The organism is Campylobacter concisus (assembly GCF_015229955.1).
Lineage (GTDB): Bacteria > Campylobacterota > Campylobacteria > Campylobacterales > Campylobacteraceae > Campylobacter_A > Campylobacter_A concisus_AT.
The window spans coordinates 120,342-135,947 of sequence record NZ_JAAKYZ010000001.1; the positions used below are offsets into that span (position 1 = coordinate 120,342).

The following is a 15,606-nucleotide window of genomic DNA, read 5'->3' on the forward strand; positions in this document are numbered from 1 at the left end:
AAAATGGCAAGAATGAAATTTTTCGTAGATACTGATAGATGTATTAGTTGTTATGGTTGCCAAGTTGCTTGCTCTTCTGCTCATGAACTTCCAGTAGGAATTTATAGAAGAAAGGTCATTACACTTCATGATGGTATCGAAGGTAAAGAGGTTTCAACTACTATTGCATGCCAACACTGTACTGATGCACCTTGTGAGCAAGTTTGCCCGGTTGATTGTTTCTACATTAGAGCTGACGGCATCGTGCTTCATGATAAAAATATATGTATAGGCTGTGGTTACTGCTTATATGCTTGTCCATTTGGTGCACCACAGTTCCCTAAAGATGGAGCATTTGGCGTAAAAGGTGTTATGGATAAATGTACAATGTGTGCAGGCGGTCCAGAGCCAACAAACTCACACGAGGAGAGAGAGCTTTACGGTCAAAATAGAATGGCTGAAGGAAAAGTGCCTATGTGTGCGGCTGTTTGTGCTACAAATGCACTTTTAGTTGGAGATGCGGCTGAAGTATCAAACGTATATCGCAAACGCGTTATGCTAAGAAACACTGGGCTAAATGCCTAACAAGAAGGAGAGCATTTGCTCTCCTTTAAATTCTAAATTTTAAACTTAAAAACCTTTTCATTATTTTATAAAGCTACTATTTTTTATTCAAAAGATAAATTTTAAATTTACATTAGAAAATTTCTAAAACTATTTAAAATTGGCTATTTGAAGACAAATTTCTATTTATTATCTCAATTTGCTCTATTTTATGATAATCGTTTTTATTTTAATCAAAGTAAAGCCTTGATAATATTCGTTTCAAAAAAATCTCACAGGTGGTTTATTTAATGAATAAATTCTTAAAATTTATGCTAATTATGTTGTTGCCTATTTGGCTTATGGCAAAAAATGACGACTATGAGCAAGTCGCAGCTCAGATAAAAGAGTCGCTACAAAAAGTAATAACAGAGTATAGAGCAGGCAATGTTGAACAAGCAGTCAGCGATACTCAAAATGCTTATTTTGGCTTATTTGAAGACGTTGAAGCTGGTATTAGAATAAATTTAGGCCAGAAAAAAGCTTACTCTATGGAGAAGCAGTTTGGCGAGATCAGAAAGGCGATAAAAGCAGGCGAAGCGCCAGATGATGTGCAAAAAAGAATAGATCAGATAAATAGCGAGATCGCTGAAGTTCTACCAGTTATTTTAAAAGGACATAGACTAGTTGGTGAGTATTCAGACAGCCCAGCTCAAGCTGCTACAACTGATTATGATACTTCTAAATTTATCCCTGAGTGGAAGGTGGCATTTACAAATTTATCAGCCGATATAGATAAAGCAATAGCAAGCTATGAGAGCGATAAACAAGATGATGCTAAAAGTGCTATCCAAGATGCTAAATTTACAGACTACAGAAATACTCAACTTGAAATCGCTATTCGCCAGCATATAGAAAATGGTAAAAGCATAGATGCTGATATCCAAAGAAAGATGGGCGAAGCGATCAGCGGCATTACAAATGGCATAAGCAAAGACGACTTTAAAACTAAGCTAGATGAGATCAAAAAGCTAGCGTATGACGCTGTCTCAAAACTACCAGCTGATACTGCAAAACTTGCAAAAGTTGATGTGAGCGATGTAGAAGCAGCTTCTGAAGAAGATAGTGGTGTAGATTATACCAAAGTCGTTCAAAACATAAACGATAAAATTCAAGCCGCTATCACACTTTATAAAAACGGTGATGCAAAAAAAGCCATGGGCGATATCCAAGACATCTACTTTGATGAGTTTGAAGGTAGCGGCATGGAGAATAAAGTAGGTGCAATAGATGTAAATTTAAAAACAGCTATTGAAGCTACATTTGGCAATCTTGTAGCCCTTATGAAGTCAGGCGCAGACGAAAAAACTCTTCAAGAAAGTGCAAGCAAGATGTCATCTCAGCTAGCAGCTGCACTTGAGAAAACTAGCAGTTCAAGCTCACCTTGGTCTTTATTTGTTTGGGCTTTGACTATCATCTTAAGAGAGGGCTTTGAGGCACTTATCATTGTTGCTGCTGTTGTTGCATATCTTGTAAAAACTGGTAATGCTAAAGCGATGGGCAAAGTTGTTTATAGCTCAGTTGGCGTGGCTGTTATCTTAAGTTTTGTCATGGCGTGGCTAATGAATGTCATTTTTGGCGAGGCAGCAGGTCAAAAAAGGGAGCTTATGGAAGGCATCACGATGCTTGTTGCAGTGGGACTTCTATTTTATGTTGGTTTCTGGCTTCTTTCAAATGCTGGTGCTAAAAAATGGAATGACTACATCAAATCACACGTCTCTGACTCTATCTCAAGTGGCTCAACTACAACGCTTTGGTGGACTGTATTTTTAGCAGTATTTAGAGAGGGTGCTGAAACTGTACTATTTTATCAGGCACTTATTTTTGGAGCTAAAGATTCAGCTGGTTACTCGATGATAGCAGCTGGCTTTGTGATAGGACTTGTCGTTCTTTTAATAGTCTATTTCTTATTTAAAATTTTTGCTGTTAAAATTCCTATTAAACCATTTTTTATATTTACGTCAGCTATTATCTTTTATATGTCGATTGTCTTTGTTGGCAAGGGTGTCGGCGAGCTAGTTGAGGGTAAAATTTTCATCCCAACTATCATAAATGGACTTAGCTTCCCTGACTGGATGAGAGACTGGCTAGGATTTCAGCCATATTATGAGAGTTTAGTGCCTCAAATCATTATGGTACTTGCCCTAGTTATAGGCATCGTTATTATGAAATCAAAACAAAATAAAAATTAATCTTATTTAAAGGAGAGAATATGAATAAAATTCTTAGTTCAGCCCTAGCACTTAGCCTAGCAGCTGGTTTTGCACTTGCTGGAGAGCATCCAATCGGTGAGCCTGTAGAGGCTAATGGCATGGAGATAGCTGCAGTTTATTTGCAACCAATCGACATGGAACCAAAGGGTATTGACCTAGCTCCAAGCCTAGCTGATTTTCACCTAGAAGCTGACATACACGCTATTGCTGGTAATAAAAACGGCTTTGGCGAAGGTGAGTGGATCCCATACCTAAAGATTAACTACGAGCTAAAAAACCTTGATAACGGCAAAGTTAAAAAAGGTACCTTTATGCCAATGGTTGCAAGCGATGGCCCACACTATGGTGCTAACGTAAAAATGGATACAGGCGTAGGCAACTATGAGCTTAAATTCCACATTGATAATCCAGAAAAACAAGGTTTTGGTCGTCACGCTGACAAAGAGAGCGGTGTTGGTAAATGGTTTGAGCCTTTCACAACAACTTATAAATTTCAATGGACAGGTGGTCCTGTTAAATAATCACCAGGGGCGTTCTCGCCCCTTTTAAAAATTCTCATAGGGTTTAGTTATGTCAATTTATTTCTATCAGGTCTTTTTAGCCCTCCTTGGATTTACGCTTTTTGCTGCCTTAAATAACAAGGATAAAAGTTTAAAAACACTCTTTTTACCGTCACTTTTTGGAGTCGTAGCTGGCGTATTTATCTTTAAAGTCGTTCGTCATGCACTTATAGATGATCAGTTTAAAATTTTCATTGATTCAGTGACGCTAGTTTTTCTACTAATTAGCATTTTATGGATATTTCTTGAGCTTAAGATAGCAAAAATTGTAACGTTTTTTATTTTAGGCATCGGCTTTGGCTTTGGCTATAGTTCAAGCAGTGTGTTATTCCCGCTATTTGGTGGTGAGCTACTAGATACGCTTTCGGTCATTAGCTTCTTTCTAATGATATTTGCAATGATCTTGCTCGTATTTTTATTCTTTTTTATTTCGAATTTAAAATCTAGCATTTCTCCATTAATAGCTAAAATTTTAGCCCTTATTACTTTAGTTTTCTTGCTAATCGATAGGAGCTCTCAGACAGCACTTGAGCTTTTGCGTGCTGGGGCTTTAAAGATAAGTAGTGAGTTAAACTCTCAGATTCTATCTGTTAGTGCAAAAGGTATTTACGTATCAGAATTTGGTACTTATTTTTATATCTTTGTGATCTTACTTTTATGTATCACCGCACTTTTCTTTATGCCAAAAAGTATTGATAAAAATAAATTTGGTTCTATCAAATACCGTTTTACAAAAGCCATTAGAGAAAATATTTCTGATAATGCAAAATTTGCATTTTGTAGTATTTTGATAGCACTTGGATTTTCGCTCTATTATGATCTTTACGCATCTCGTCCACCTGAAATTTCAGAGCCAGTCTTGGTTGAGCCAGTGGGAGATAAATTTATATTTGATGTTGATATGCTAAAAGATAATGAACTTCACAGATTTGCTTATATTACAGATGAGGGTAAGCAGATAAGATTTTTCTTGCTAAACCGCTTTAGTGACCGCATCTCGCCTGTCATCGTCTTTGACTCTTGTATGATTTGCGGTGATATGGGCTATATAAAGAGAGGAAATGACCTTATTTGTATCTCTTGTAATGTTAGAATTTTTTTGCCATCAGTTGGCAAAGAGGGTGGTTGCAATCCGATACCAATGCCATTTATCTTCGATGGCAAAAATATTATAGTTGATTATAAAACTATTACAGATGGAGCAAATTTCTTTAGTAAGGTTGTCGAAAAAATGGTGCTTGACCCAGTTAGTCGCAAAAAGGTGAGCAACCTTGAGTCAAGATCATATTTATACTATGGACGCACATATTTCTTTGAAAATAACGAAACTCAAGCGAAATTTGAAGCAAATCCAGAAAAATATGTAGAAACAAATGGAACGTTAAAATGAAAAATATGCAACTAAGAATGATAAAAAGCTCGATCACGGGCTCAAAGGTGCAAAAGACGATGGCCTTTATCACTATACTACTAGCTGCTCTTTTGATAGCTTGCATGCTAAATATCACGCTAAAAATCGGCGATCAAGTAGCAACTGAGCTTAGAGGATATGGCTCAAATATCGTTGTTTTGCCACGAGGTGAGAGCTTAAGTATCGAGATCGAGGGTAAAAATTTCACTCCACTAAAATCACAAAATTTACTTCCAGAAGCTGATATTTATAAGATAAAAGAGATCTTTTGGAGAAACAATATCGTTGCTTTTGCGCCATTTTTAGAAGCAAAGGTTAAAGATGAAAAAGGAATTGAATTTGCCTTTGAAGGAACCTATTTTGATAAAAATATTGGTCTAAAAGATGAGCCAGAATTTAGCACAGGCGTTAAGAGCTTGTATGGATTTTGGGGCGTTGAGGGTGTTTGGCCAAAAGATGAAAGCATGGATGAAATTTTAGTTGGCGAAGAACTTTCTAAGGCTAAAAATTTAAAGGTTGGCGACAAGCTTAGCCTTACTGGCAAAAACGGCGTAAGAGAGGTTAAAATAGTTGGAATTTTAAAAGGAGCTAGTGACGAGACGCATAAGCTAGTTGGCTCACTAAAGCTTGCTGGAGATCTTTCAGGTCACGCTGGCTCATATACAAAGGCTGAAGTCTCAGCTATGACAATCCCAGAAAATGACCTATCGTTAAAAGCAAGAAGAAATTTAGACAACCTTGATAGTGCAGAGTACGACAAATGGTACTGCTCAGCCTATGCTGGCTCGATCGCATTTCAGATAGAAGAAAATTTACCAAACGTTAGCGCAAAGGCAAGCCTTCAAGTAAGCGATGCAGAGAGTAACATAGTAAAGAAAATCCAAAGCCTAATGGGTATTGTTAGTATCATCGCTCTTGTGGTCTCAGCCATCGGTATAACATCGCTAATGACAAGTGAAATTTACCGCCGTAAAAAAGAGATCGGTCTTTTAAAAGCCATAGGCGCTAGCAACTTTGAAATTTACGCCCTTTTTGCTAGCGAAAGCCTTGTGGTTGCCTTTTTTGCAGGCATCACGGGAGCATTTTTAGGATACGCACTAAGCTACGTGATGTCTTACATCATCTTCTCTCACGGCATAGGCATAGCTTGGATAGTGCTGCCAATAAGCGTGGCATTTGCCCTGCTTATCTCAGTCGTTGGCTCGCTAATGCCAATGAGAAACGTCATAAATTTACTACCTGCGGAGGTGCTATATGACCGCAAATAGCAAATTCTTTTACAATACAATTTATAAAAGTTTAAAAAATGGCTCATCAAGAGTCATGGTCATCGTGATCTCTATCTTGCTTGGAGCATGCGTGTGTGCTGCGTTTGTTAATGTCTATCTAGACATCGACTCTAAAGTCTCACGTGAGCTAAAAACTTATGGTGCAAATATGATCTTTGCTCCAAAAGATATGGCGACAAGTGATGATATGAGCGAAAAAACTTACAATGAAATGATCGCTAAAGTGCCAAAAGACAAGCTTCTTGGTGAGAGCGGTTATCTCTTTGCTCAGGCAAATATCGGCCCGACAAATGCTATCATCATGGGAACAAAATTTAGCAATCTAAAAAAAGTTAAACCATTTTTAGATGTTAGAGATGGAACGATGATAAATGTTGATTTTGACGATAAAAATGTGCTAATAGGCGTCGATCTAGCTCGTCAGGCTGGCTTTAAAGCAGGCGATGATATAGAAATTCGCGCCATTGGCTCAAATGAGAGCATAAATGTAAAGATAAAAGGCGTAGTCGCAAGCGGCGATAAAGAGGATGCACTTTTGATCACGTCACTATCTTTGGCTCAAAAAATTTCAAATAAAGCTGGCAAAATAAACTATGCTGAAGCTGTTGTGCTTGGTAACTTTGACGAGATAACATCGCTTGCAAAGACTATAAGCAATGATGAAATAGCTGCAAAACCAGTGGCAAAGGTCTCAAAGTCTGAGGGCTATATTTTGGAGAAAATAAAGCTATTAATGGCACTTGTTAGCCTTGTTATTTTGCTCATTACTTCAATGTGCGTAAACACAACGCTTAGTGCTATCTTGCTCTCTCGCTCAAAGGAGATCGCACTTCTAAGAGCCATAGGTGCAAGCAAAAAAGATGTATTAAAGCTATTTGGCTTTGAGACATTTGTGACAGCGCTCATCTCAGCATTAGTTGGTGCATTTTTAGGATATTTACTAGCTCAAATTTTAGGTTATGCGATATTTGATTCTAGTATTGATTTTAGAATTTTAAGCATCCCAGTAGCTGTGATAATATCGCTTTTATTTGCAGCGATCGCAGCATTTTATCCGATCAAACGGGCACTTAATAATAAAATGGCAGATACATTAAGAGGAGAATGATATGCAAAATGCACTAGAATTAAAAAATATTTGTAAAATTTTTGGCGATGTTAAAGCACTTGATGATATAAATTTTGAGGTTAAAAAAGGTGAGTGGGTCAGCGTCATGGGGCCAAGTGGTAGTGGTAAGAGTACGCTTGTAAATATCCTTTCTCTAATGGATACTCCAAGTAGTGGCACTTATATGCTTGGTGGCGATGATGCGAGCAATCTAAATGCTGACGATACACTTAAATTTAGACGTGAAAAGATCGGTCTTATTTTTCAGCAGTTTCACTTAGTGCCATATCTTAGCGCACTTGAAAATGTGATGATCGCTCAGTACTATCACAGCTCAGTTGATGAAGAGGACGCTAAAAAGGCACTTGAGGCAGTTGGCCTTTCTCACAGGCTAACACACAGACCAAGTCAGCTAAGTGGTGGCGAGCAACAACGCCTTTGTATCGCTCGATCACTCATAAACGATCCTGAAATTTTAATAGCAGATGAGCCAACTGGTAACCTTGATGAAGCAAATGAAAGAGTTATACTTGATCTATTTTGCAAGCTAAGAAAAGATGGCAAGACGATACTTCTAGTAACTCACAACCCTGATCTTGGCGAGTATGGCGATAAGATCGTCTATCTAAGACATGGTAAGCTAGAGAAAATTCGCACTATTGAAAACCCAAAGGTGCCAAATGAGATATAAAATTTTATTTTTATGTCTAGTCTCAGCCCTAGTTATGGGCTGCGTCAAGCAGTATGAGAAGCATCATATCACTCTAAATGACTCAAGCGGTATTGATACGCAGTTTTTTCCAACGGAAAAGAGGCTAAAGATAGACGATAAGCCATATATGCTATTTTTCTTTGGTACGGACTGCGGAGTGTGCAAGGCTGCTATACCTGATCTAAATACACTTGAAAAAGAGTATGGTAAAGAGGTTCAATTCATTGGAATTTTGGGGCCTAGCAAGGGTTTTGATAAAGATATTGAGCTTTTAAAAGAGCACAACATTACATTTAAAACTACGAGCGACAAGGTTTCAGTTGATTACTTTAGCAAGGCAGTTGGTGGCGTCATGGGCGTGCCAGTTATCTATTTTTTTGATAAAGATGGTAAGATGCGATCAAAATTTATCGGTCTTACACCAAAAAGTGTACTTGAAAGTGCTATAAGATCGCTCTTGTAGGAGTGAATATGAAAAATTTCTTTTTATTTGTCTTGGCAGTATTTTTTGTTGGATGTGCTAGTAGCACTCCAAATATCTCGGTTAAAACGAGCGATCCGATCTTTTTTACGCTTAATGAAGCAAATAAAAGCGTCTATGTAAATTTTAAAAATAGTGCGACTGGGCAAGATGTAAATGCTGAAATTTTAAGCGAGTTTGCAAAGGCTGGCTTTAGAAACGAACCAAATATCAAAAATGCCGACTTCATCATCCTTGGCGATGTGCAAAGCTTTTCTAGGATAATCAAAAGAGATCCTAGATTTTCAATGGGAATGGGATATGGCTTTGGCAGACCAAGCTTTGGCTTTGGCTACTCGATGTTTTTCCCATTTGGCTATTACGATGATGATGACTTTAGCACGAATAGTTATACTTATCACATGCAAGTAAGCGTGCTAGTGCGTCCAAAAAATGGTGGCGAAAAGGCGACAAATATCTCGCTTATGCAAGCTGGCAATGTCTATTCGCCAAGCTACATTTGGCCATTTTTTAAAGAACGCCTAGCAAAACAGATCGTTAGCTTTTTTTATAACGTCTCGCAAAAATAGGAGAAATTAGTAAATTTAAAAGGATTTAAATGCTAGTTGATGGAAGCTATGAAATTTCATCTTGTGATGATATTGAACTTGGTATAAAAAGAAGCTCTCTTCTCTCCTTTTATTCCTGTTATGACAATGCCAAGGATGCAAAAGCTCTTTTGGTTATTATCCCTGGGCTTGGAGAAGACTCTGACCTTGGATATAGAGCTAATCTTATTCGGACTATGGCAGAGACTTATGATGTTGTATGCATTAGTGTGGATTATCACTGCATAGGCAACCGCCCACAGCTTGGGGCGAAATTTGGACTTGATGATATAGATCGCGAAATCTTAACAAGAGAACTATCAAGCATAGGTATAAATTTACCAATTGATCTAAAAAGTATCGACTGCCACGAGAAGGTTGATTTGCTGCTTAAATTTCTTAGCAAAGAGATTACTATTCGAAAAGAGAGAGGTATTTTGCCGGCTGATTTTAGACTAAATGCTAGCATTACGATGGTGCCAACAAAAAATGAATATCAAAATTTTGGCGTTATGCAAGCAATGGATGTGCTAAATGCTGTGCTTTATACAAAAAAATATATAAATAATGCCAAATTTGAACATCTGCCAGTGATAATGGTAGGCAGCTCACATGGTGGATATCTGGCACATATGTGTGCTAAGATCGCTCCATGGCTAGTTGATGCCGTGATAGATAATAGCTCTTATGCCATATTTTTATGGCGTCTTATTGGCTTTGGTAAAGAGATAAATTTTACTAACTATTTTTGTTTTGGCACTGACACTTTGTATCAAAATTTATATCTTTATTTTTTTGATAAGACCTACTGGACGCTTAATGAAAAATCACCATACTATTTTATTGACGCAAGAGAAGAGATAAGAAGCATCCTAAATTTAGATCATTTAAATGTTCAAAGCGGCTATAAAAAGCCAATTTACGTGAGCTATCACTGTATTTGTGATAAAGAAATAGCTCCAGCAAAGGATAAAATCGAGCTTTACGAGGCTCTTAAGAAACTTAAATTTAACGCAACACTACATATGATAAAAGATGAGAGTGAGGTTGATGGTAAATTTATAAAGTCCCTAACGCACGGAATGGGGATGTCTTATAAACTACTTTTACAAAAAGAGCTTCCCAGTATGATGGAGAAAATTTTATCTCAAAAAAATAAAAAGAGCTGCAAGAGTATTGAGTATAAATGCGGCGATATGATCTATAAATTTAGTGAAGTCTTAGATCAAATAAATCTTGAAATTTTAGATATTGCTTAGTATTTAAAATAATTAAAACTAGACGCATAAAGACCTAGTTTTTATCAGTCATTATCTATCTCAAAGTCGTAAAATTCGCTTTCATACTCAACATTTCCTATTTTGCTGTATTGTATAAGAGCTGCTTTTATATTATCTATCTGCTGATACATTAGGCCAAGAGCTATTCTATTTTCGATAGCACTAGCATCATTTAGTTTTGTTAGCTCTAAAAGTACGATCGCGTTTGATACTTTTCCAGCTCCTGTTGCAGCCACAGATGCTAAAAATAATGTGCTAGCGTCATTTGCCTTAAACTCATCGATCGCTTGATTGTAAAGTTTATAGCTCTCATCAAAGTCGTTTGTAAAGATATCGACATAGGCTAGAGTTTGGATTAAATTTATATTCTTTGGAGCATTTTTTAGCTCAGCTCTTAACTTATCACGCTCTCTTGTAAGTAAGCCTGAAATTTGAAGTAGCTTGATGTATTGCTTTTTGATGATATCAGCGCCGTGATAGAAAGCGTTTGAATCAAGCTGCTTACCATTAAAGTGAATCTGTATCGCTTTTGCATACTCTTTGACATTTTGCTCTTTGTTTTTCGAGATAAAATTTAAGATATTTGCAATAATATCATTTGGCAAAATTTTTAGTAGCTCATCAGCTTTTTTTACCATTAGCTCATCATTGTTTGTTATTTTTGCGATGATGATATCAAAGGCTAAATTTAGCATTGTCTGCTCTTTTGGCTCTTCAAGCCATCTTATCATCGCACTTTGGTTGCCGCTAACCAGGCTTAGAAGCGAGGCATATAAATTTACAGGCTTTAAACTCTTATCGTTTTCTAAATTTTCGCCGATCTCTTCAATGAGTTTTGGGTTTAAATTTCTATTTATATCTAGACAGATCGCCCCAAAAATACCTGCAAGATGGTTATTTACATCTTGATGATAGCTTGCTATGAAGTGCTTTGCTGCAAGGCTAAAATTTCCAAGCTGAGCGTAGCTTAGAGCAAGGTTGTATTGTAAGATAGAGTGATTTGGGTAAGTGCTGGCTAGCTCTTCAAACTCTTTATTTGCTTCTTTTAAGCGGTAGCTTAGTGCTTTTGCAATAGCTTCACTAAGTTTTGCATTTACTTTTGAAACAGCTGCACTTTGGCTAAGATAGTCGTTTGCTGCTGATGTATCGTCTAAAAAGACGCTAACGCCGCCTTTTCTTATCTGCTCGATGCTCTGTTTTGCATCAAAGACCTTGTAAGGTGCGAAGTAAAAAAGGGTCTCATAGCGCCTTGTTCTATCAAAAAACATATCATCACTAAAGTGTGCCTGAGCTAGGCTGACATCAAAAAGATCAGGCTTTAGTATCGTTTTTATCTTGTAAATTTTGCTTGGCAAAGAAGCATTGTAGTCGTAAACATCTTTGATAAATGCAGCCGCATCGCCGTAGTCAGCAGTTTTTAGATCAATTAGCGCCTCAGTCATCTTGATAAGATCGATATTTGGCGTATTTTTAGAAGCTTTTGTTAGATAATCCCTTGCTTTATCGTATTTGCCAAGTCTTGCATAGAGCTGTGCTAGCGTGAAGTCGGCCTTAAACGCCTTTTGGCTCTCAAGCTTAGCTATTGCTCTCTCATCATCTCCAAGAAGTGATAAAATCTTTGCACTTAAATACGCATATTCGTTTTTATAATCTGCAGTATTTGGATGAGAAAGTGCTTGAAGCGCCTCGTAATAGTTGCCTTTATAATAGTTTATAAGCGCGTAGTAATAGCTATAAAGTGGCGAGTTGTTTTCATACTGCAAAAATGAGTCAGCAAGTCCTATATAGTAGTTAAAATTTTTGGTGTTATTTAGCTCAAGCGAGCAAACAGCAGCGTTTATGGCACTAACCGCCGTGTTTTCTCTATCAGTTATTGCTTTATTAAAAGATACGATCGCCTCATCACATCTTTCTTGTTTCATCTGCGAAACACCGAGGTTGTAGTTTGAGAGAGACTGGTTATAAACAGCTATGTTTTCATAAATTTTTAGAGCCTCAAATTTATTGCCACGCTCATAAAGCTGATTGGCCTTATTTATCATTTCATCGATCTTTGAAGCGCCAAAATTTTGCGTTTGGTAGTTGTTTTCTATATTTTTTACGATACTTGCAGTATCTATGTTCTCTTTTTTGTCTTTCTTTAGTAAGATAACTAGCAAAACCACTATCAAGATGATAAGTACTAGAGCGACCACGCCTGCTATTATAAAGAGCTTTTTATTGCTCTTTTTTACAGGGATTGGCTCTGGGATGCTCTCATCTTGTAGAACACCCTCACTTGCGATACTCTCAAGTGAGACGATCTCTTCAGGTGCCTCGGCTTTTGCCTCTTCAGGCGCTTGCTCTGCTTGCTCGCCAGGTGGTTTTAAAACTACAACCTCTTCTTCAGCCACTACATATACCTCTTAAGAACTTCTGGAATTTCGATAGTGCCATCTGCTTTTTGATAGTTTTCCATGATGGCAATAAGCGTCCTACCCACAGCTAGACTCGAGCCATTTAGCGTATTTACAAGCATATTTTTCTTGCCATCTTTAAAGCGAATTTTTGCACGCCTTGCTTGAAAATCACGAGTATTGGAAATAGAGCTAATCTCTCTATATTTACCTTGACCAGGCAACCAAACCTCAAGGTCTATCGTCTTTGCCGCGCTAAAGCCAAGGTCACCACTGCAAAGAAGCATATGGCGGTGAGGAAGTCCAAGACTAGTTAGTAGATCGCTCGCGCACGCTACCATCTCATTTAGCACGTCTTCGCTTTGATTAGGCTTTGTGATGCTTACAAGTTCTACTTTTTCAAACTGGTGCTGACGGATCATACCCCTCGTATCACGTCCTGCTGAGCCTGCCTCTTGGCGGAAGCATGCTGAGTAGCAAGTCATCTTTATAGGAAGCTGCTCAGCTTCAATGATCGTGTCATTGTATAAATTTGTCACAGGCACTTCGCTGGTTGGGATGAGGTAGAGATCCTCGTCGCGCACTTTGTAAAGATCCTCTTCAAATTTAGGTAGCTGACCAGTACCAAAAAGCGTGTTTGAGCTTACTAGATAAGGGACATTTACAAGCTCAAAGCCACGCGCGCTGTTAAAGTCGATCATATAATTAACGAGCGCTCTACTAAGCCTTGCTCCCATGCCACGAAGCACGGTAAAGCGAGATCCTGAGAGCTTTGCGCCCCTTTCAAAGTCAAGCCAACCAAGGCTCTCACCTAGCTCCCAGTGCTCTTTTGGCGTAAAGCTAAATTTAGTTGGCTCAAGCACCGTTTTTATGCAGACATTATTGTCCTCGTCCTTACCAAATGGCACGTCATCATCGGTGATATTTGGCACGTTAAATGAAATTTGCTCAAGCTTTTCTTCATATTGTTTAACGATCTCATCAGCGTCAGCAAGTGCAGCTTTGTTTAAATTTAGCTCATTTTTAAGCTCACTCACGTCTTCACCGGCTCTTGCCTTTATGCCAAGCTCTTTGCTCTTTGCATTTTGGATCGCTTGGAAATTTTCAAGTGCTTTGCGCTTTTGCTTTAGCTCATTAAAAGTTTGTAAAAGCTCGTCAAGTAGCCCAGCTTTTACATTTTTTCCCTCAAGTTTTTTTACAAATTCATCGTAATTTGTCTCGAGTAGTTTTAAATTTATCATCCTATATCCTTAAACCATAAACATAACTTTTGCAAAAAGTACGATAAAAACTGCCGCTGTTAGCGCAAATGGGTGAATGTTGCCAAGTGGGCTAGGGCGTTTAAATATAAATTTGCAGCTCAAATTTGTTATAACCGCAGCTACGATTAGCATTGCTAAGAAAAATTTGATCATAAAAATGATTTGTAAATTTGTCTCAAAGTAGCCTCCAGCCTTTGATCCGACCCAGTTACTCATCATCATGCCTCCAGTTAATACCAAAAGCAAGATGCAAAGTGGCATTATCTTAATAGCAACTGAACCGATAGCTTGTTTTGCCTTTTGAGCAAGCTCAGGTGGCATTTTTTTACAAGCTGCCTTAAAAATGATTACATCAAAAAAGAGGTAACCAACAAAGATGATTGCACAAAAAAGATGAACTATCTGTGCGTATGGATATAAATTTTGCATATTTTTCCTTTATTAATAAATTCCGACTGCTTCACGAACTTTTTTTATTGTTGTTTGAGCAACATTACTTGCCTTTTTGGCTCCTATTTCTAAAATTTCAGACACTTCGCCAGGATTATTTTGATAATGCTCAAATTTCTCTCTCGCATCTTTAAAATAGCCCCAAATAAGCTCATTTAGATAAGCTTTAAAGTGCCCGTGACCCTCGCCACCACGCTCATATCTAGCTTGAAGCTCTTTTTGTCCACTCTCGTCTAAAAAAAGTTTGGCGATATTATAGACGTTGCAGTTTTGCCACTGTTTTGGCTCTTCAAGCGGTGTGCCATCAGTCACGATGCTAGAAATTTGCTTTTTAAGCGTTTTAGCATCGGCAAAGATGTCGATTGTATTGCCATAGCTTTTGCTCATCTTTTCACCGTTTGTGCCAGGTACGGTGGCGACATTTTCATCGATCTTCGCCTCAGGTAATGTAAAAATTTCTCCATGTTCGTTATTAAATTTTATCGCGATATCACGTGCGATCTCTACGTGCTGGATCTGGTCTTTACCCACGGGTACGACCTGCGCATTATAAAGCAAAATGTCAGCTGCCATCAAAACTGGATAGCTAAAGAGTCCGTGGTGCGAGCTAAGACCTTTTGCGACTTTATCTTTGTAACTATGCGCGCGCTCAAGTAGGCCCATAGGCGTGTGCTGGCTTAGCACCCAGTAAAGCTCAAGCACGTCTTTAACGTCACTTTGCACCCAAAATATGCTTTTATTTGGATCGATCCCAAGTGCTAAAAACGCACACGCAGCCTCAAAAGTGTTTTGTTTTAGGGCTTTGGCCTCGCTAAGGCTCGTCATCGCGTGATAGTTTGCTATAAACATAAACATCTCATTTTGCTCTTGCATATCAACCATCTGCTTTATCGAGGCAAAGTAGTTGCCAAGGTGTAGTTTGCCGGAGGGTTGGAGGCCGGTTAATACTCTCATCTTATCCTTTCAAATTTTAGCTTTTTCTCGTGAGCGCTTTTGATAGAGATTTGAAATTTTAAGCTTTCGGCAGACTATGTGTCTAGCCTCGGCTTAAAATTTCTACACAACTATCAAAATCATCTCACGATACTTCGCCAAAAATACTTTTTAAATTTTAACGTTACATTAGAGTTTTTGTATCTAATCTAATCTTAAAATTTAACTGGTAGACCATGCGTCTAGCCTTCGCTAAAAAATAAAATTTTGCCTCGCCTAAACAAAAAATCTTTGCCAAAAGCTTTTAAATTTTAACATCACGTTAGACTTTATAGTCCAGCT

Annotated in this window: 14 protein-coding genes; 10 read left to right on the plus strand and 4 right to left on the minus strand. The window is 37.9% G+C overall.

Features of this window, described 5'->3' with window-relative positions; translation table 11 throughout:
* The first annotated feature begins 3 nt into the window (after positions 1–3).
* The 10 genes from fdh3B to G6W45_RS00655 all read left to right on the plus strand — a co-directional run bounded on the left by fdh3B (position 4) and on the right by G6W45_RS00655 (position 10,202).
* Positions 4–564, plus strand: coding sequence for a formate dehydrogenase FDH3 subunit beta (gene fdh3B / locus G6W45_RS00610; RefSeq protein ID WP_021090689.1), 561 nt, complete (start codon positions 4–6; stop codon positions 562–564).
* A gap of 269 nt (positions 565–833) precedes the next feature.
* Positions 834–2,774 (plus strand): FTR1 family iron permease, encoded by a 1,941-nt coding sequence (locus G6W45_RS00615; RefSeq protein WP_194167180.1) that lies wholly within the window; start codon positions 834–836, stop codon positions 2,772–2,774.
* Positions 2,775–2,794: 20 nt separating this feature from the next.
* Positions 2,795–3,316, plus strand: a complete 522-nt coding sequence (locus tag G6W45_RS00620; protein WP_084041674.1) for an iron transporter — start codon at positions 2,795–2,797, stop codon at positions 3,314–3,316.
* A 49-nt stretch (positions 3,317–3,365) separates the two neighbouring features.
* Positions 3,366–4,745: a Fe-S-containing protein gene (locus G6W45_RS00625; protein WP_194167181.1), complete on the plus strand. Its 1,380-nt coding sequence runs from the start codon at positions 3,366–3,368 to the stop codon at positions 4,743–4,745.
* Positions 4,742–6,034: an ABC transporter permease gene (locus G6W45_RS00630; protein WP_087578347.1), complete on the plus strand. Its 1,293-nt coding sequence runs from the start codon at positions 4,742–4,744 to the stop codon at positions 6,032–6,034. The genes G6W45_RS00625 and G6W45_RS00630 overlap by 4 nt, the downstream gene beginning before the upstream one ends.
* Positions 6,021–7,163 (plus strand): ABC transporter permease, encoded by a 1,143-nt coding sequence (locus G6W45_RS00635; protein ID WP_194167182.1) that lies wholly within the window; start codon positions 6,021–6,023, stop codon positions 7,161–7,163. Before G6W45_RS00630 ends, G6W45_RS00635 begins: the two co-directional genes overlap by 14 nt.
* Before the next feature lies 1 nt (position 7,164).
* Positions 7,165–7,854 carry an ABC transporter ATP-binding protein gene (locus G6W45_RS00640; protein WP_054196145.1) on the plus strand — a complete coding sequence of 230 codons (690 nt, stop codon included), beginning with the start codon at positions 7,165–7,167 and terminating at the stop codon, positions 7,852–7,854.
* A complete protein-coding gene (locus G6W45_RS00645; RefSeq protein WP_103577010.1) occupies positions 7,844–8,338 on the plus strand; it encodes a TlpA family protein disulfide reductase in 495 nt (164 codons plus the stop codon). Before G6W45_RS00640 ends, G6W45_RS00645 begins: the two co-directional genes overlap by 11 nt.
* 8 nt (positions 8,339–8,346) lie before the next feature.
* Positions 8,347–8,925, plus strand: a complete 579-nt coding sequence (locus G6W45_RS00650) for a hypothetical protein (protein WP_194167183.1) — start codon at positions 8,347–8,349, stop codon at positions 8,923–8,925.
* Positions 8,926–8,954: 29 nt separating this feature from the next.
* A complete protein-coding gene (locus G6W45_RS00655; protein ID WP_194167184.1) occupies positions 8,955–10,202 on the plus strand; it encodes a DUF2920 family protein in 1,248 nt (415 codons plus the stop codon).
* A 44-nt stretch (positions 10,203–10,246) separates the two neighbouring features.
* Here G6W45_RS00655 and G6W45_RS00660 read toward each other — a convergent pair whose 3' ends face one another.
* The 4 genes from G6W45_RS00660 to trpS are packed head-to-tail and all read right to left on the minus strand — an operon-like array spanning position 10,247 to position 15,285.
* A complete protein-coding gene (locus tag G6W45_RS00660; protein ID WP_194167185.1) occupies positions 10,247–12,616 on the minus strand; it encodes a tetratricopeptide repeat protein in 2,370 nt (789 codons plus the stop codon).
* Complete coding sequence (gene serS, locus G6W45_RS00665; RefSeq protein ID WP_194167186.1) at positions 12,616–13,860, minus strand: serine--tRNA ligase; 1,245 nt, start codon at positions 13,858–13,860, stop codon at positions 12,616–12,618. The genes G6W45_RS00660 and serS overlap by 1 nt, the downstream gene beginning before the upstream one ends.
* A 9-nt stretch (positions 13,861–13,869) precedes the next feature.
* On the minus strand, positions 13,870–14,310 hold the full coding sequence (locus G6W45_RS00670) for a hypothetical protein (RefSeq protein ID WP_021090475.1): 441 nt from the start codon (positions 14,308–14,310) through the stop codon (positions 13,870–13,872).
* A 12-nt stretch (positions 14,311–14,322) separates the two neighbouring features.
* Positions 14,323–15,285 (minus strand): tryptophan--tRNA ligase, encoded by a 963-nt coding sequence (trpS, locus tag G6W45_RS00675; RefSeq protein WP_194167187.1) that lies wholly within the window; start codon positions 15,283–15,285, stop codon positions 14,323–14,325.
* Positions 15,286–15,606: the final 321 nt, after the last annotated feature.